The following is an 18,288-nucleotide window of genomic DNA, read 5'->3' as shown; positions in this document are numbered from 1 at the left end:
TATACAGTAGTACAACTAATATATTCAATCGTATATTTGCAAATGATAAATCTATAAAATTTCCTTCTTAATCTGTAGGATAAAAAAAGAAGCTTAATTTTTTCTTAACTAAAAAATGTATTAAATCCAATTGTAAAAAACCAACCATCTCCCCTTTCCCCTTATTTACTAAATCTAAACCTGAAAATTGAGCAGCAAAAAAAGAATCTGATTGTAAAAGATATCTTTTTTCATCTAAGTGCACAGTTTCTCCTGTTACACTAGTTGAAATAAAGTATCTTCTATTATCAGACCCTAAAAAAACAGAATATTTCTCTTATTTCAAATCCGCAAACTCTTTTGCAATTCTTTCAATTGCTTCTTTAATAATTGATCTTGGAGATGGGATGCAGATTCGTTGATAAGTAATTCCCTCTTCTCCAAACATACTACCATCCTCCAGCAAAACATTAGCTCGATGATAAATACGTTCATGTACTTCGTCCGGAGTAATTCCATAACCTCCAAAATCCATCCACATAATATAGGTACCTTCCGGAATCATTACTTTTACCTTTGGCATATGTTCGTCTATGTACGCCTTCACCCATACCATTGTACCGTCAATATATTCTTTTAATTCCTCTAGCCATTCTTCTCCATCCTTATACACTGCAATAAGCGCAGAAATGGTGAAAGGAGACGCTAATTGATGTCCCATCGTTTTTTTAAATTTATTTCGTAGCTTTACATTCGGAATAATTAAATTTGTACAATGAAGTCCTGCTACATTAAATGTTTTATTGATCGCCGTACAAGTAATCAAATGGTCATTATTTTCTGCCACTTTGGCAATTGGAGTGAATTTCTGATTGCATCTTATTAAATCACCATGGATTTCATCTGCAATTATTAACACATTATGTTTCACACAAATCTCATATAAGCGAGTAAGTTCTTCTACTGAAAAAATACGCCCCGTTGGATTATGGGGATTACAAAGAATAAATAGCTTTGTTGATTCTTCTTTTGCCTTTTCTTCAAAATCAGCAAAATCTATCGTATAGTAACCTTCTTCATCTTTAAGTAATGCGTTATTTCTTACTACTCTTCCATTTTCTTCAATTGCTGAGGTGAATGGCGGATAAACCGGACGTTGAATAATTACCCCATCTCCAGCTTCTGTAAAAGCACGAACAGCCATATTAATCGCATGAACCGTTCCTGGACTATAGACAATAGAGTCTCTCTCTATATTCCAATCATGTCTTTTTTTGAACCAGTACTGAATTGCTTCATAATATTCGTCTGGAAAAACGGAATAGCCATAGATGCGATTATCAACCGTTTTATGTAATGCATCAACTAATGCTTGTGGTACAGGCAAATCCATATCTGCTGTAAAGAGCGGAATAGTCTCCTCATCATAACGCTCTGTTAATCCCATCTCCTTAATCATCTTTCCACCATCCCATTTAACGGAATAAGTATTTCGTCGATTTACTACTTCATCAAAATTGTTAATCATAATATTCACCATCCTCTTCCTATTAATGTAGTCATTATAACACGAAAAATAAGCTACAATACCTTGACCTGCTTCCACATAAACTGTTGATTTTTCTCAAAAAAATACTGTACAAAAAAGAGATGATTTCTCTTTTCTGTACAGTATGGATTGCTTAAATTACGCTTTTCTTCTTCTTTGAATAATAAATAAACTTATACCAGCAACAATTATAATTGTTCCTGCTAAAATCCAATTGTAAGTGGAAGTTGCTGTATTCGGTAAATTACTACCAGACTGGCTTGCATTTCCGGTAGTGTTTGTTCCATTTGAATTGCCGTTATTTCCTGTTCCACCTGTAGAATCGGATGAATTATCAGTATCATTATCTGATCCGGCGTTATTATCGTCCTTGTCTGTAGCAGGTTCTTCATTCACGATAATAATTCTTTCTACAGATGTTTTATTTCCAGAAGAGTCAGTAACAGTATATGTCAGTGTATATGCTCCTACTTTGTTAGTATCTACTTTTCCAGAAACTATTACTTCATCTGTTAAATCTCCATCTACATTGTCTCTCGCTTTATAACCAGGCTCTTCATATTTCTCTCCCTTTGTTAGAGTGATGGAAGAACTGCCCTTTAAGGTTAAATTTGGTGCCGTTTTATCAGCGACTTTAACTGTACGTTTAGCAGTTGATTCATTTCCTGCAGCATCTGTTACTGTATACGTAATTGTATAGGTTCCTACTTCAAAGCGAAGTGTTCCAGATACTACTACTTGATCCGTAATATTCCCATCTAACGTATCAGTTGCTGTAAACCCAGGCTCTAAGTAAGCTTGACCTAAATCTAATGTTATCGTATCTTCACCTGAAAGCTTAATTACCGGTGCTGTTGTATCTTGAACTGTCACAGTACGAATAGCAATTGCTTCATTACCACTCGAGTCGATTACATGGTATTTTAATTCATAGTCTCCTACCTTTGTTACATCTACGCTACCATATACCTCAACAGCTTCAGTAAGATTTCCATCGACAATATCTGTAGCAGTATAACCAGGTTCTACATATTCTGTACCGCCCTCTATGATAATTTTCTCTTCACCCTCTAAAGCTAGAACTGGTGCAGTTGTGTCAATTACCTTTACTATGCGTGTAACAGAATAGCTGTTATCACTGGAATCTGTAACTGTATAGGTTAACGTATATTCACCTGGTGTCGATGTATCTACATCACCAGTAACTTCTACTTTATCTGTTACATCTCCATCCACATTATCAATGGCAGTATATCCTGGTTCTGTATATTCATCTCCAACTTCTATTTCTACATTACCTTCTGTTAAAGAAATATACGGCTTTTCTTCATCGACTACATGGATTTTCCTTTGAACTTCTCCAGTATTTCCAGCTGTATCACTTACTGTGTATGTTAATACATATTCTCCTGGTTTCGTTACATCTAGTGCTTCTAAACCTGTAACTTCAACAGAAGATGTTATATCTCCATCCACATTATCATTAGCAGCGAATCCTGGTTCTACATACTCTGTACCAGCTTGAATAACGAATGGATTATCTCCCTCTAAAGTGATAACAGGCACATCTGCATCAACAGTAAAGGCGTTAGAAGTCCAATTAATTGTATTATCTAATACATCTTTTCCACGAACATGTAGATAATATATTCCACTCTGTCCTTCTAAGGTTAATGTATCTCCATTCTTAAATGGTTTCCATGCATTTAGTTCTGTTACCGAATTTTTCATTCCTTTTGCTGTTACGGCCTCTACAGAGTCTAATTCTTCCGATTCGGACCATAAATATTCTAACGTATCATCCTTTGCGTCTGGAATATTCACTGTTACAGAAACTTGATTAATTGGCTCTGTAGAACCATTATTTTCTCCAACATCTGGAATTGGAGCTTCATTATCTACATTAAATGTATCTGTTTTAGAGACGATTACCTTGTCTGCTGTTGCTACGGTGACTTCTAGTGTATATTCACCAGATTCTAATTTTTCAGGAAGAGTAAGCTGGAAGTTTAACTCTTTCTCTTCTAAATCAGAGACATATTTTTGTTCCGCAGAAACAACAGTATCTTGCTCTTTATTTACTACTTTTGCTGTGACAGTAATATCTTGATCTAATGCTTCATCGTCACTGATGACAGATAAATCAAGAGTATTATAGCCTTCATTACTTGAATAAGTATCATTCAATCCACTAACTTCTACTTTTGGATTATGATCATCATAAGATAATTGAATCTGTGCTACACTATTGTCCTCTGCTTGTGAAAGTACACTAATATTTAACCCATATTTCGGCACATTACGTCCAGAGTAAATTTGACCTGGATTAGAATAATCCTTGTAATCATTAAAGGTCGGAACTGCTGACTGAGAAGGTAATGTAATACTTGTATTATCAACAGCTAAATAGTCAATAAACATTTTATCCGTTGGGTTTAAAGAAAATGCTGCATCTTGGATTTGGTATCTAGTAGAAGCTACCTCTCCGTCAGACCATGCTGCAGTTGCTTGATGTGCATCTACTACTCCTAAAAATCCATCACCTGGATGATCTCCTACCCAGTTATTGTCATATAGATTGTCCACATACCAAACAACCATACCTGGATCAAGTGTTAATACAGAGTTACCGCGAGTTATTCTACCTAACGCTGTATCCGCTGCTGCCCAGTTTCTCCATTCTACTAAATAATAATGCTCTGACTCTTTTAAACCATTACTTTTTGCAAATCCTTCAAGTGTGAATGCGGATTCATCTGATTCTGCGTCATCTACAATAACTTCTTCTCCATCAATAGTAACAACTAAATCATCTACATATAAACCTGGCATCGCAACATAACTATCTGTCCAGTAATTTATTTTCAGTTTAATTTCTTTCCCTGCATATGCAGATAAATCAAATGAAGCATTGACCCATCCATTCGATGTTCCTGTAATACCATGTCCTGGATTTTGTCCATATCCTTCTGGATCCTGATCGGTTGTAATATTACCTGGAATTGCCTTCCATCCTGAACCGTCGTCTACTTGTACAGAAGCGTAATCCCAATTTTCTTCAATATCATAATTAGCATTAAAAGTTAATGCAGCTTCTGTAGCTTTCGTTAAATCAACGGTTGTAACGAGATCATTATTTAAATCATTCCCACTTCCACTATGATACTCGTATTCTCCACTAGTTGGCGTGTTAATAACTGTTTTCTTATTAGGAAGAGATACTCTTATGGCATCTGCATTTGTCCCTTTCATACTTGCTTGATCGATATTCAGTGTTTTCGTACCATTCATAATATCGTCTAGGCTATATTCTACTGGTTTGAACCAGTTAGAATTTGGCCATTTATTTTGCAAGTACTCCTTATCGTATGGACTAAATCCAGTAGGCTCTGTACCGCCAATGATACCTGCCCAGCTTCCAGATGCCATAATCGTCCAATAATCGGTAGGTGCACCTACACCACCAGCCGTATAATTCGTATCATATTCATCAGGTAAGCCTAAATCATGGCCAAATTCATGGGCAAAAACACCTGTTGCACCATCTTCTGGCTGAATAGTATAGTCATAAGCAGTTAACCCTCCACCCCAGTAAGGGACTTCTGCTTGTCCTTCCGTACCTGAAATAACAGTAGGCTCTGCTAGACTCCAACTATGTGACCAAATAGCATCAGCACCAATAGAGCCACCACCTGCTTCTTCTCCTGTTCCAGAGTGAACGATCATCAAGTGATCAATGATGCCATCTGGTTCACGATAATCTCCATCTCCGTCTAAATCATATAGATCTTCTTTATCGAATTGAGACAGATCAATATTAGGGTCCTTTGATGCAGCTTCTAAGGCTTCTTGCACTAAATCTCTTGGACGAATATCACTGCCGTCTGCTGTAGGATAGTTTCCACCATAATAGGCAGCTGGATGTTTTGCTGTATACCAGTCAGATACTACTCCATCAATGGTATAGCTTCCCCCTGATTGTTCTTCATAATATGCTTTCATGGAAATAAAGTCTTCACCATTTCCACCTTTATAAGTAGTGTCTCCGAATACCATTTCTTCATAGTGTTCTTTTGTATAGTCATCATATAGGAGTACCGGGTTATCCTCTTCCGTAATGCTACTATGTGGATAGTCTGGGAAATCAATCAGTAATACTAACACTTCGTCTTCAATTACTTCGCCATCCCAGTCCTCCTCTACAATAGAATCTGGTGATGTCTTTTTTGCAGCAATTTTTTCTTTTTTTGACTCTTTTGGAATCCCAGCAGCTACAGGATCTAGCCCAGTTTTCTTTTGAATTTCATTACGTGCTTCTTTTGGATCATCAACCAATTCTTCCGCTTTGTCAGCACGCTTCTTTAAGTAGGATAATAATTTCTTCTGTTGTTCATCTTTCGAGACATTTTTACTAATAATCCCTTGTTCAATTAAAGATGCAAGTACCTTTTCTTCATTCACCATTCCAATATCAAATGGACCACTTGCATGCTTGCTCATAAACGGCAGAGCAGAATCATCATGAGTATGTAATACAGGGCTAGTCTTTGCTTCTACTTTATCAACATTTCCAAATAATGAACCAAAAGAAGTAAAAACTAAACTAGCGGATAATACTGAAGTTCCCATCACTTTCTTCCAATTTACCATTTCAAATCCCCCAATGTTTTTTATGACAGTTTTCTCCAATCCCTCCTTTTGAACTGTCTCTTTGTATTTTCATAATATTTATATAGGAAAATTCTGAGATGTCTGAATATTACTATAACAAAAACAATAGAGAAAAAGAATATATTTTCCAATAAATATTACTAATTTCTTACTTTTTTCTTAGCAACTATTACAATATTATTATAATATTGTAAATAATAAGGAATAATAGAGTAAAAGCCTTCTTCGAGAAGTTTTGTAATATTTATAGATTTTAAAAAGAAAAATAGTAAAGGAGGTTTTAGCATGGGAGTTAAAAAGGGAATTGTTTTATCTATTTTCCTAATGTTAACCGCTTGCTCAGATGGAAATATGACAGAGTCCCAAAAACAGTCCTCTACCAGCGAACAAGAGGAATCACCTTCTCCCATTCATTCACCTAAAACGGAGAACGAAGATAAGGAAATAGAGACTACTGTTCCTGCAAAAGATGATTTCGACTTTCAAGGGGAGGATAAAAATGTTTTAAGTAAAATGGAAGCTTCGATTTCTTATACAGAAGAAGAATCAAGTCTACGTTTTGTTTTTCAAGTAACAAATAACGCTAAGCACGCTTTTACTTTTCACTTTGATACGATGCAACAATATGCATACTCGATTAGAAAAGCTGACGGTGAACTTGTGAAGCAGGTTAAAACATCATCTGATATAAAGCTTCCTTCTACTGTATTCATAAAGCCTGGAGGCTCTTCCTTGTATGAAGTTTCAGAAGAAAAGCTGCCACCTGGTTCTTACACGATTAGTTTTGTATTTCTCTCCAAAGAATTAGAATTAAAGAAGTCTTTCGATTTTTCTGTAGAGCAGTAAGGAAAATAGCTTCAACCAAAAAACGCTAAGTTCTATTTCCGCAAAATGCATTTCATAATCAAAATCCCCACTATATGAGCGGGGATTTTGATTATTTTATCTCTTCATGACTTCATTCAATGAATGGCTGTGCCTAGCAAAGTATCCTGTATGGCAGCGGGAAAAATGATTGTTACTTTTGTTCCTTTGTTTACTTCACTTTGAAAGCAAAGTTTGCCATTATGACTTTCAATAATTTTATAACAGGTCATTAGACCAAGCCCTGTCCCTTTTTCCTTTGTTGTATAAAATGGTTCGCCGAGTGTAGAAATTCTTTCCTCAGGAATTCCAACTCCTTGATCCATGATTTCAATCGAAATATTGCCCTCTCCTAAGAAAGTCCCCTTAATAGAAATATACCCACCTTTGGGCATAGCTTCGATGGCATTTTGCAAAAGATTAATAAATACTTGTTTCAATCGCTGCTCTTCACATAAAATTTTCGGTATATCCCAGTCATATACTTCATTAATCTGTATGTTATGTAAGCTCAATTGGGTATGTATTAAAGTAACCACATCTTTAATAATATTTCGAATATCTTTAACTAAAAAAACATCAGCAGTAGGTTTAGCTAGGAAAAGCAACTCTCCAACAATACTATTAATTCTTTCAATCTCTGATAATACAATTGCAAAATACTTATTTTTGGGGTTTTCTGATTTAGCAAGCTGAATAAATCCTTTAATAGAAGTTAGTGGATTTCTAATTTCATGTGCAATCCCTGCAGACATTTCTCCCAAAATCGCTAGTTTTTCCGACTTTTGCAGTAAATTCATTGTCTCCTCTTTACTAGCTGTAACATCTTTTCCGATAGACAATACTGCTTCTTTTCCATTTAATTTAATCGCTAAACAGGATGCTTCATAGAAAAAATCACTTCCATCTATCCGTATCATTTTATACTCAATATGAGATAGTGGCCTCTTTTTTTTCATCGCTATCTTTACTCTCATTTTCCAGCGTTCTATATAATCAGCCGATACAAATTCTCCAAAAGATTGATTGATTAACTCCTCTCTACTCGATGCTCCCATCATTCTTACAGCGGCATGATTGACATAAATCAATTTATTGTCACATTGTGATTGGATGAATATGGACTCAGGCAAAGAATCCATAAGGAGTCGATAGCTTTCTTCACTATCCTTTGCTTTCTTTTCATAATATCGAGATAGATCATACCTCCAGCCAACAATCCATGCTAATATCGTAAACAGGAAAAAATCAATAGTAAAAAATGGATCATGATTAATCACAAATTGGTAAGTAGTAAATAATACAGAGACTAATACTAACGTAATTTGTCCCCATATTTGTCTATTACGATTCCAAAGTAGCATGGTCATTGCCCCTTCAATATATTATTTCCAAAACCGTTCGTTGTAATGAACATCTTTTCTCCTATAGTAACATGTTTATCCCTTAACTTGAAGGACATTTCAAGGCTAGAATAATAGATTACTTATTTTATTTTTTCCCATCGTCAAGTATAATTTGATGAAAGATGACTTTTTAAAGGAGGTATAAAATGGTAGAGTTTTTTAAAATAATAGCTGAAATTGTCAATATTCTCCACGATATTATTATGGACGTTGCCTCTATTCTTGGCTGGCAAGCTACAGACAAAGACTTACATTTATGGATTATTGGCATCATTGGAATTATTTCATTCTTTATTGTGCAATTCATCTTTAAACGCTTAGCAACCTGGAGCATTAAGAGTATTTCTTTTATCTACACATTTACGCTCATCCTCGTATTAGTTTTTGCTATTGAAATTCAACAGGGGATTACTGGACGGGGGAATATGGAGTTTGCAGATGCTGTTGCGGGTATTAACGGTTTCCTACTTTTTTTCGGTATATATCTAGTTATCACCTTAATTTTTAAAGGAATAAAAAAGATTTTTCATAAAAGAAACAATCAATCAGACAGTAATGACAGTCCTACTGTCGAAAATAATGAACATCTTCCATCTCGTCAATCCCGATATCATAAATAAGTATTTTCATAATCTTTATATTACACCACATTTAGGAAAAAGAAAGGATGCCTATGGATCACTTAAACGCTTCTAGTAAAAAAAAGGCAAAGCTTAATTACTATCTTCTTCTTATTGTCATTTTTGGCGGTTTTCTTATTTTCGGATTATCAGAAAATGTGAAAGGACCTGCCATTCCAATCATTCAAGCTGACTTCCTTTTAAGTGAGTCGCAAATAGGATTTTTGCTTGCAATCAACTCCCTCGGCTATTTAATTGCCTGTACCTTTACAGCTGCTTTAGCAAATAGGATTGGCATTAAATGGACAGGTATTGTTGCTTTTGCATCAATGGCTGTCTCTGGCATATGTCTATATTTCTCTGAAAAATATTTTGCCCTTTCTTCTTCCTATTTCCTTTTATATATTGGAAATGGAATGCTTGAAATTGGCCTAGGGATAATGGCTGCTCGTATTTTCACAAAAAATACAGGATTTATGATGAATCTTGCACACTTTTTCTATGGTTTAAGTTCGATGGTAGCACCAATTATTGCATCTTGGATGATGAAATGGACTATCGCAGGAGGAGAATTAAGCTGGCGAGGGATGTATTTTATTGTATTGCTATTAGCCCTTCTGCCTATCATCCCTTCTTTTTTCGGAAAATTTCCAGAGGAAGAAACAAATGGTGAAGAGAATGTATCTTATCGAATTTTACTTAGGGATCCAGTTGCTTGGCTCATTGTAATGATTCTTTCCTTTGGGGTAGTGTCTGAACTAGCTGTAGGAGGCTGGTTAGTTAACTTTTTAATTAAAGCGTATTCATGGAATATAGAAACAGCTTCTGGCATGCTATCAATGTTCTTCTTATTTTTTATGCTTTCAAGACTAATCCTTGGCCCGTTAACAGATAGAATCGGCTATACTCTTTCCATTATGATTTTTGCTGCTTTCTCTGGCATTTGCAGTTTTGCTGCCATTATCATTGGAGAAAAAGGGGCCATTCTGTTTGCAATTGCTGGAATTGGCATCGCTCCCATTTATCCGACTGTCATGGCATTGCTGGCAAAAAGGTATCCAAAGGGAACTGGTACAGCTATAACCTTTACAGTTACATTAATGGGAATTGCAAGTGTGCTCGGAAACCTGCTGATTGGAGTCATTATAGATGGGATAAATCGTTTGTTCCATACGAGTAATGGTGTCATTGGACAACAGGCAGGCTATGGATTTATTGCACTTCTATCCCTACTTTGCTCCATTTGCTGTGTCATTTTATTCTACTATTTACGGAAGAAGAGAGAGCTCATTTAATAACTTTTTGATACATATTAATCTTTCTAAAAATAGATTTAATTGTAATAATTGTCATAGCTAGTAGTAGGAAGACAAGGCAACATCCAATGTAAAAAGAAAATTCTGGGGAATATCCAAATTGATAAAAGAAATAAATAGATATACTTATTAGCACTGTAAGAAATATCTCAAAGAGAAAAGCTATTATCATAAAGGACAAATATGGATAAATAACGCTTTTATGATTTACAAAAGTCAAAGTCATGCCATTCCAAAAATGATCTGCTAATTTAACAAAATTCAATATAGTCCTCTCCTTCTTAAATTTGCTGTATATACTAAACTATGATTTCTGCTTTAAAAACATTCCTTATCCTAGAAAGGACAGTACCTCCTCTTCCTTTACGAGAGTTTTAGGTACTGTCCTTAATTTGTCACACTTACTTGAATGGACTGTCTTTAAATTGCTGATAAACTATGTTACTTTTATCACATACTATTTTTTTAGAAGGAGATTGTATTATGGCATACAAAGATTTACATGATTTCGTCGCCGCTTTAGATCAGGAAAATGAACTAAAACGGATAAAAGTCGAGGTGGATGCAGAACTAGAAATAACCGAGATAACCGACCGAATCTCCAAGCAAAATGGTCCTGCTCTATTATTCGATAACGTGAAAGGATCTAAATTTCCGCTCTTAATAAATGCGATGGGTTCCTATAAAAGAATGAATATGGCATTGGAAGTTGATGACTTGGACATCATCGGAAATCAAATTGGGGATTTTATCGATATGACCACTTATTTAGGGCTTATGAATAAATTCAAGGCACTTCCAAAGCTTAGTAGACTAGTTAATGTTTTTCCTTTGAAAGTCCCTAAAGGTTCTTGTCAGGATGTCGTAGAAATGGATCCTGATTTAAATACATTACCAATTTTAAAATGTTGGCCAAAGGACGGAGGGAAATTTATTACACTTCCACTTATAATGACGAAAGATCCTGAGACAGGCCAACAAAATATGGGGATGTACCGCATGCAGGTCTATGATAAAAATACAACGGGCATGCATTGGCACTTACATAAAGATGGAAGAGAAATCTATGAAAAGTATAAAAAGCTTGGCGGAAAAATGCCTGTTTCTGTTGCTTTAGGCTGTGATCCAGCAATTACTTATGCTGCCACTGCTCCCCTTCCAAAAATGATTGATGAAATGATGTTTGCAGGCTTTTTGCGTAAACGACCTGTTACACTCGTAAAAAGTAAAACAAATGATATCTATGTTCCAACAAATGCAGAATTTATTTTAGAAGGCTACGTAGATGTAAATGAAGAACTTCGTCTTGAAGGGCCTTTTGGCGATCACACTGGATATTATTCATTAGCAGACTTCTATCCGACCTTTCATGTGAAATGTATCACACATAGAAAAGATGCCATCTACCCAACAACTATTGTAGGGAAACCACCGATGGAAGATTGTAATTTAGGAAAAGCAACAGAAAGAATTTTCCTTCCTCTAATTAAGATGCAATACCCTGAAATAGTGGACTACAACTTTCCTTTAGAAGGAGTGTTCCATAACTGTGTAATTGTTTCAATAAAGAAACGGTTTCCTGGTCATGCCAAAAAAATAATGAACTCCTTATGGGGTATTGGCCAAATGATGTATACCAAAATGATTATTGTAGTAGACGAAAACATTAATCCACATGATCTTTCTACAGTTGCTTGGAAGGTCTTCAATAATATTGATGCAAAACGTGATCTGGTAATTAGCGAAGGGCCACTTGATGCATTAGATCATGCTTCCAATATGTCGCATTTAGGCTATCGGCTAGGTGTGGATGCAACAAAAAAATGGTCTAGTGAAGGACATACAAGAGAGTGGCCAGATGACATTGAAATGAGTACTGAGATGAAAGAGTTTGTATCAAGGAGATGGAAAGAATATGGTCTTGACTAAAGCCCTCCATAAAGTAAAGCAATACGGCACCTTAGTTATGTTCCAGCATACGATTTTCTCTCTTTCCTTTGGTTTAGTATCCATGATACTAGCTAGCAAACTTACAGAAAATAGCTTTTTGCCTCCTTGGAAGATTGGCTTAATCTTTCTGTCACTATTAAGTGCAAGGACGGGAGCAAATGCAATTAATAGAGTAATAGATGCAGAAATAGATGCAAAAAATCCACGAACAGCATCTAGGCAGCTTCCTCAGGGAGTATTGTCAAAAAAAGAAGTTATCCTATTCTCCTGTTTCTGTTTTGTCCTAATGGTCCTTTCCGCTTTCTTTATTAATCCATTATGTGCATTACTTTCTCCAGGAGCACTTATCTTTCTGGTTGCCTATTCTTACACGAAACGATTCACCTTTCTATGCCATCTTTTTCTTGGAGTAACCTGTGCCATTGCACCAATGGGAGCTTGGATTGCGGTTACCGGCGATTTAGGTGACTTTACGCCAGCGTTTGTAGCTTTAGTTGATTTATTGAAATCTGTTTTATTTGGGAACTTTGCTCAAGTAGGACAGCTATTTCAGTATACGATACATTTATTTATTTCAGGACTTAGTATGGAAAACTCTATTTTCATCCCCATATTCTTATCTGTCATTAACGCATGCTGGGTAGCAGGTTTTGATATTATTTATGGTTCACAGGATGTGGAATTTGATCGTGCCAATGGTATTCATTCGATTCCGGCCAAATTCGGTCTAGAGAATGGTTTATATATTTCATCTTTCCTGCATTTTGTTGCGATTTTGTTTTTATATTTCGTTGGTTTCCTTACCGTAACGTTTGGATGGATTTACTTCACTGGCATATTAATTATCACCGTACTCTTAATCATTGAACATCTTATTGTTAAACCGACGAATTTGACTCATGCAAAAATCGCTTCCTATAATATTAACGAAATAGTTAGTGTAGTATTTATTTTTTTTCCTATCGTCGACATTTATTTGTGATTTTTATCACAAATAAAATACTAACTTGAAAGAAGGACTAAAATGAAGACATTTATAGTTGGTCTTACCGGTGCTAGCGGCAGTATATACGGTTTACGACTAATCGAAGAGCTTGCAAAACGAGACTATTTGGTTCACGTTATCGCCACAGATACGGCGAAACAAGTAATTACATTTGAAACAGATATTCATTTAGAGACCTTTTTGAAAAATTTACAGCAAGAAGGCTACAAAGCTGTTCTTGAAGATGTAACAAATTTTTTCGCATGCGTTGCAAGTGGATCTTATCAAACAGATGGAATGATTATCGCACCATGCTCAATGGGGACTCTTGCTGAGATTGCGCATGGCATCTCCGACAATCTACTTGATCGTGCAGCAGATGTTTGTTTAAAGGAAAGGCGTCCGCTTATTCTTTTAGCGAGGGAAACACCAGTGAACCTCATTAACTTAGAAAATATGCTGACATTAACAAAAGCAGGTGCCACGATATTTCCAGCTTCACCTGGCTTTTATAGTAAGCCAACTACACTTAACGACATTATTGACTTTATGGTTGGTAAAATACTTGATTCCTTACAGATTGAAAATAATTTATTCAAGAAATGGAGCTAATAAAATGAAATATGCAAAAAAATACTTACTCATCCCCTTTATGTTAATGATTTTTTTGACCGTAACAGCCTGTTCAGATACTACTGAATCTACCAAAAATAGTTCCGATAAAATCACCTTTGGCTTAATTGGCTCGATCGATGCCATCCCCATGATAATTGCCGAAGAACAGGGCTACTTTCAAAAACATAGTGTAGAGGTAGATTTGCAGACATTTAAAAGCGCTAAAGATAGAGATGCCGCATTCCAAGGTGGAAATTTAGACGGAATTATTAGCGATTTAATTGCCATTGGTTTATATAACGAAGCAGGATTCGATGTAAAAATCACCGGCTCAACAACTGGAAGCTTTGTATTTCTTGCCAATCCAAGCATTGCTGATATTCATGATTTAAAAGGGAAAAATGTCATTGTTTCCAAAAATACTTCGATTGAATATACACTGGATAAAGCATTAGAATCAGTAGGACTAACAGCTGATGATGTCACAAAAGAAGAGGTTCCTTCCATTCCAACTAGACTTGAACTACTTACTAATAACCAAGCAGATGCTGCTGTTCTTCCAGAACCTTTTGTCACCATGGGAATACATGCAGGACTTAAGGAATTAACATCTACAGATGCACTAAAGATTGATCCTTTTATTACTGCATTTACGCAAGAATCTATTGAGAAAAAAGGTCCTGAAATTATCGCCTTCTATGAAGCCTATGATGAAGCGGTTGATTATTTAAATACACATGCAATTGATGAATACATGGATATCGTTATTGATAAAATTGGTTACCCTGAGGAGCTAAAAGAGCAAATTCAGTTGCCTGAATTCAGAAGAAACAGCCTTGCGAAAGAGGAAGATATACAAGCAGCGTTCGACTGGTTAAAAAGCAAAGAACTATTAACAAAAAAATTAAAACCAGCAGATGTACTATCAAATATAGCGATTAAATAGGGATATTGTCCTTCCTAATGCCGTTCATATAATTATTATAGGGGGAGATACCCCCATTTTTTATCTCACTCTTTAATTTCAGTAAGACTCTCACCTCTTGCTAATGATAAATCCACATTGGTTTAACGAACTAGCCGCTAAGGGGTTGTTAAGCTTCCATTGTTAAAAGTTTCACATAAAGGAGTTTATTATGTTAGAAATAAAAAATGTAGATGTTTTCTATGATCAAACTAAATCCGCAGTCTTAAAAAATATTCATTTACAAATCAATACAGGTGAAATCTATGCTGTTATCGGTCCTTCAGGTTGTGGGAAGTCAACCTTGCTAAAGGCTATCTCTGGTTTAACTCCATATAGTAAAGGAGCGATTTTGCTAAATAAAGAGAATATCTCGGCAAAACATCATACAATCGGGCTAATTCCCCAAAACTATGGACTGCTACCCTGGAAAACAGTTTTCGCCAATATCCTACTAGCCTTAAAAGTAAAAGGTCGTCAAATAGACAAAACAACCTTAAATAACATCGAAGAAATAATGGAAAAACTTAATATTTCGGCACTAAAAGAGCAATACCCAAATAACTTGAGCGGCGGTCAAAAACAGCGAGTTGCGATTGCACGAGCTTTTGTTCTACAACCTGATATCCTTTTAATGGATGAACCATTTTCTGCATTGGATGCGCTAACGAGGGAAAGTATTCAAGAGCTATTTTTGAAGATATGGAAGGATCAAAATATTACAACCTTGCTTATTACTCATAGTATAGAAGAGGCCATTTATTTAGGGACTAAAATTGTGATTATGTCTCCTTCTCCTGGAAGAATAATCACCATTTTAGATAATCCTGTTCACAAGGTTGAAAACAAACGAACATCCATCGAGTATTTACAAATCGCAACGGATATTCGAAATATCATGACAAAGGAATGGAAAAAATGAAAATCATTGATAAATGGAAGGATTTCTTATTCGGCTTTATTTCCATTATTCTTCTTTGGTATGCCGCTTCTCTCATCATCAACAAACCAATTTTGCCAGCACCTATAGAGGTTCTTTCTAATCTTTACTCTTTAGCCTCACAAGATATTTACATTCATTTAGGTTATAGTCTTGTTCGAATTTTTGTTGGAATAGCAATTTCTGTATGTATCGGTTTACTAGTTGGTGTATTGATGGGTCAATCTAAACAATGGAATAAGATATTAAATCCCATTATTTATTTTACTTATCCCATTCCGAAGATATCCTTACTGCCAGCTGTCATGCTAATATTCGGCTTAAAAGAATCATCAAAAATTATTATGATAGTTTTAATTATCGTTTTCCAAATGATTATAGCTGTTCGTGATAGTGTTAAAGATATTCCCAATGAAACCTACTATATCCTTCGATGTCTTGGCACTAGTAAATGGCGAGAATTTAAAGAAATCACATTACCTGCTGCGCTTTCTTCTATACTTAGCTCTATTCGTATTGCATTAGGAACAGCTATATCCATTCTTTTTTTCACAGAAATATATGGAACGGAATATGGAATGGGCTATTATATAATGGACGCTTGGATGCGCATAAATTACCTTGATATGTATAGCGGAATTATCGTCTTAAGCTTAGTAGGTTTTCTTCTTTTTGTACTTATTGATTTAATGGAAAGCACTTTTTTAAAATGGAGAAATACGAATAGTTGATGCGACAAAAGTAAAATAGTGAAAAGAGGCTGGGACAAAAGCATTTCAACTAATAATAAACACGAACTTTCGTATAGATAATATACATAAAAGTTCGTGTTTTTCAGTTTTGAAAATAGTTTAAAAACGAAGTGAAATGGAGCGGAGGACGCTCGACTCCTGCGGGAAATAGAAACGCTTTAGACCCCGCAGCGCATGCGAGGAGGCTTAGCTTCCTCCCATGCGCATCGTGCGTCTGTAGCGCAATGGAACGACTTAGTTTTTACACTTAACTATATTTAAAAACATAGATAACCATCATGAGAAAGTAGCTTTATTTAAGAGCTAAATTAGAGATTGTTCGTCTTTAAAGATTGGTTATTTAGTTTTGTCCCAGCCTCTAAAAAAAATGCTTATTTTTCTCTTCCATACCCTCTTTTATAAATATCCCTACTTTTATAACCAGACTGAAGAATTATCCTCATTTCCGCTTTCCTTTTTTCTCTCGTTCCTTCTTGCTTTGCACTATATACATACCGCGCCCAGTCCTTGCGATAACCTGATGTTAGGGATTGGTAGAAGGATAATAGCTCCGGCGAATCTGTTAAATCCTTTTCAATTTCTGGTATTTTTTCTATGTAATCATCTACACGCTGGCTCGCTTTTAAGGAAACTGCTACTTTCTTCTTTTTTTCTTCCTCTTTTAAACCAATTACAGTAAAAACATCATCTAATCCAACCATTCGCGCAAATTTTATCGTACTTTCCCCAACATACCCTTCTGAATCTGTATTTAATCCCAAGAATAGTTCATCGCGATGAATATATGTTGAGTAGATTTTATTTCCTTTCTTTGGATACGCTAAAAAAAGATAGCCTTTCTTATTTAAAGATTCTTTTCGAATAATCGTATCAACCATTTCTCGCATCTCGTTCATATCTAGTACAAATCCAAATATAGCATCATATTTAGATAGTAGCTCATCATCATAGTCAACCAATCCCGGAAAATAATCAGTTTCTCTTGGATTATTAAGAATCGCCATTTTTTTATATTTTTTTAAATTTAATTTTTCGACAATCGTTTTTGCCAATGTTAATCACCTCCTATAATCCTTCTCTTTTTTCTTTCTAATGGTATATTCTAAATATCCTCTATAAATGGAATCAATAACTGTAAATAATCCAAGCAATGATCTATGTTCAATACCAAAATGCTTACCTAACTCAAATGATTCATAATAAATATTATATGTAGATAGTGTTGCAAGATGATTGTTATGAAAGGAAGTGATGGACAGTGTAGGAATGGATTTTACGGACAACTGTCTTAATTGAGCTATTATATTCTTAGCATCTCCACTTAAAGATATAACAATTACTAGATCTGTTGGCTTCATTTTATCTAGAAGAAAATCAAACTCTGTTTCTGCAGGGATAATGTACATTTTTTTATTATTACTCAACTTTCGCACCAAAAAAATAAGTGCAAATCGTTAGTTGTATTGCGTCTATGGTCTATTAAATATGTTGCTTGACAGTGTTTAATAAAATGAAATAACACCTCATTCTTTGGTATAGTGTAATTGTCTAGAAAACACTACCATACAGAAGAGGTGCTCCCTATATGATAGACCAAAATAGCCAAAACAATCAACTACCAAAAGAACTTAATTCGGTTTTTTCTGAGCTTGAAATGAATAAACACCTGCGCCAAGC

The 18,288-nt window shown here is 35.3% G+C and carries 14 protein-coding genes; 9 read left to right on the top strand and 5 right to left on the bottom strand.

What is annotated here, in order from left to right; all coding sequences use genetic code 11:
* Positions 1-316: 316 nt before the first annotated feature.
* Positions 317-1,507, bottom strand: coding sequence for a MalY/PatB family protein (locus QQZ16_RS14455; protein WP_284561454.1), 1,191 nt, complete (start codon positions 1,505-1,507; stop codon positions 317-319).
* 159 nt (positions 1,508-1,666) lie between these two features.
* On the bottom strand, positions 1,667-6,178 hold the full coding sequence (locus tag QQZ16_RS14450) for an immune inhibitor A domain-containing protein (RefSeq protein WP_284561453.1): 4,512 nt from the start codon (positions 6,176-6,178) through the stop codon (positions 1,667-1,669).
* 306 nt (positions 6,179-6,484) lie between these two features.
* On the opposite strand from QQZ16_RS14450, the gene QQZ16_RS14445 reads away from it, so the two are divergent.
* Positions 6,485-7,045 (top strand): BsuPI-related putative proteinase inhibitor, encoded by a 561-nt coding sequence (locus tag QQZ16_RS14445; RefSeq protein ID WP_284561452.1) that lies wholly within the window; start codon positions 6,485-6,487, stop codon positions 7,043-7,045.
* A 116-nt stretch (positions 7,046-7,161) separates the two neighbouring features.
* Here the strand turns inward: QQZ16_RS14445 and QQZ16_RS14440 are convergent, their stop codons facing one another.
* Positions 7,162-8,427 carry an ATP-binding protein gene (locus QQZ16_RS14440; protein WP_284561451.1) on the bottom strand — a complete coding sequence of 422 codons (1,266 nt, stop codon included), beginning with the start codon at positions 8,425-8,427 and terminating at the stop codon, positions 7,162-7,164.
* A 188-nt stretch (positions 8,428-8,615) separates the two neighbouring features.
* Here QQZ16_RS14440 and QQZ16_RS14435 point away from each other — a divergent pair, with 188 nt between their 5' ends.
* From QQZ16_RS14435 to QQZ16_RS14400, 8 genes are all read left to right on the top strand, one after another.
* Entirely contained in the window at positions 8,616-9,089 is a 474-nt protein-coding gene (locus tag QQZ16_RS14435) for a hypothetical protein (RefSeq protein ID WP_284561450.1), read from the top strand.
* A gap of 53 nt (positions 9,090-9,142) precedes the next feature.
* Positions 9,143-10,384, top strand: coding sequence for an MFS transporter (locus QQZ16_RS14430; protein WP_284561449.1), 1,242 nt, complete (start codon positions 9,143-9,145; stop codon positions 10,382-10,384).
* A 504-nt stretch (positions 10,385-10,888) separates the two neighbouring features.
* The gene (locus tag QQZ16_RS14425) at positions 10,889-12,334 is read left to right on the top strand and encodes a menaquinone biosynthesis decarboxylase (RefSeq protein ID WP_284561448.1); all 1,446 of its coding nucleotides are present in this window, start codon (positions 10,889-10,891) and stop codon (positions 12,332-12,334) included.
* Positions 12,321-13,337: a 4-hydroxybenzoate octaprenyltransferase gene (locus QQZ16_RS14420; RefSeq protein WP_284561447.1), complete on the top strand. Its 1,017-nt coding sequence runs from the start codon at positions 12,321-12,323 to the stop codon at positions 13,335-13,337. The genes QQZ16_RS14425 and QQZ16_RS14420 overlap by 14 nt, the downstream gene beginning before the upstream one ends.
* A gap of 42 nt (positions 13,338-13,379) precedes the next feature.
* A complete protein-coding gene (locus QQZ16_RS14415) occupies positions 13,380-13,952 on the top strand; it encodes a UbiX family flavin prenyltransferase (protein WP_284561446.1) in 573 nt (190 codons plus the stop codon).
* Between the two features lie 4 nt (positions 13,953-13,956).
* The gene (locus tag QQZ16_RS14410; RefSeq protein ID WP_284561445.1) at positions 13,957-14,901 is read left to right on the top strand and encodes an ABC transporter substrate-binding protein; all 945 of its coding nucleotides are present in this window, start codon (positions 13,957-13,959) and stop codon (positions 14,899-14,901) included.
* Between the two features lie 190 nt (positions 14,902-15,091).
* Positions 15,092-15,841 carry an ABC transporter ATP-binding protein gene (locus QQZ16_RS14405; protein ID WP_284561444.1) on the top strand — a complete coding sequence of 250 codons (750 nt, stop codon included), beginning with the start codon at positions 15,092-15,094 and terminating at the stop codon, positions 15,839-15,841.
* The gene (locus QQZ16_RS14400; protein WP_284561443.1) at positions 15,838-16,590 is read left to right on the top strand and encodes an ABC transporter permease; all 753 of its coding nucleotides are present in this window, start codon (positions 15,838-15,840) and stop codon (positions 16,588-16,590) included. The genes QQZ16_RS14405 and QQZ16_RS14400 overlap by 4 nt, the downstream gene beginning before the upstream one ends.
* Positions 16,591-16,982: 392 nt before the next feature.
* Here the strand turns inward: QQZ16_RS14400 and QQZ16_RS14395 are convergent, their stop codons facing one another.
* Both QQZ16_RS14395 and QQZ16_RS14390 read right to left on the bottom strand, forming a co-directional pair.
* Positions 16,983-17,615: a YdeI/OmpD-associated family protein gene (locus QQZ16_RS14395; protein ID WP_284561458.1), complete on the bottom strand. Its 633-nt coding sequence runs from the start codon at positions 17,613-17,615 to the stop codon at positions 16,983-16,985.
* A 54-nt stretch (positions 17,616-17,669) separates the two neighbouring features.
* On the bottom strand, positions 17,670-18,035 hold the full coding sequence (locus QQZ16_RS14390; protein ID WP_284561442.1) for an SIS domain-containing protein: 366 nt from the start codon (positions 18,033-18,035) through the stop codon (positions 17,670-17,672).
* Between the last annotated feature and the right edge of the window lie 253 nt (positions 18,036-18,288).

This window comes from Bacillus sp. T2.9-1, from assembly GCF_950097965.1.
GTDB lineage: Bacteria > Bacillota > Bacilli > Bacillales > Cytobacillaceae > Niallia > Niallia hominis.
This window is presented reverse-complemented; position numbering and strand designations above follow the sequence as displayed.

Bases quoted from the DNA above. Each gene is read 5' to 3' on its own strand.
- QQZ16_RS14455 (WP_284561454.1), bottom strand. From the start codon at position 1,507: ATGATTAACAATTTTGATGAAGTAGTAAATCGACGAAATACTTATTCC.
- QQZ16_RS14450 (WP_284561453.1), bottom strand. From the start codon at position 6,178: ATGGTAAATTGGAAGAAAGTGATGGGAACTTCAGTATTATCCGCTAGT.
- QQZ16_RS14445 (WP_284561452.1), top strand. From the start codon at position 6,485: ATGGGAGTTAAAAAGGGAATTGTTTTATCTATTTTCCTAATGTTAACC.
- QQZ16_RS14440 (WP_284561451.1), bottom strand. From the start codon at position 8,427: ATGCTACTTTGGAATCGTAATAGACAAATATGGGGACAAATTACGTTA.
- QQZ16_RS14435 (WP_284561450.1), top strand. From the start codon at position 8,616: ATGGTAGAGTTTTTTAAAATAATAGCTGAAATTGTCAATATTCTCCAC.
- QQZ16_RS14430 (WP_284561449.1), top strand. From the start codon at position 9,143: ATGGATCACTTAAACGCTTCTAGTAAAAAAAAGGCAAAGCTTAATTAC.
- QQZ16_RS14425 (WP_284561448.1), top strand. From the start codon at position 10,889: ATGGCATACAAAGATTTACATGATTTCGTCGCCGCTTTAGATCAGGAA.
- QQZ16_RS14420 (WP_284561447.1), top strand. From the start codon at position 12,321: ATGGTCTTGACTAAAGCCCTCCATAAAGTAAAGCAATACGGCACCTTA.
- QQZ16_RS14415 (WP_284561446.1), top strand. From the start codon at position 13,380: ATGAAGACATTTATAGTTGGTCTTACCGGTGCTAGCGGCAGTATATAC.
- QQZ16_RS14410 (WP_284561445.1), top strand. From the start codon at position 13,957: ATGAAATATGCAAAAAAATACTTACTCATCCCCTTTATGTTAATGATT.
- QQZ16_RS14405 (WP_284561444.1), top strand. From the start codon at position 15,092: ATGTTAGAAATAAAAAATGTAGATGTTTTCTATGATCAAACTAAATCC.
- QQZ16_RS14400 (WP_284561443.1), top strand. From the start codon at position 15,838: ATGAAAATCATTGATAAATGGAAGGATTTCTTATTCGGCTTTATTTCC.
- QQZ16_RS14395 (WP_284561458.1), bottom strand. From the start codon at position 17,615: ATGGCGATTCTTAATAATCCAAGAGAAACTGATTATTTTCCGGGATTG.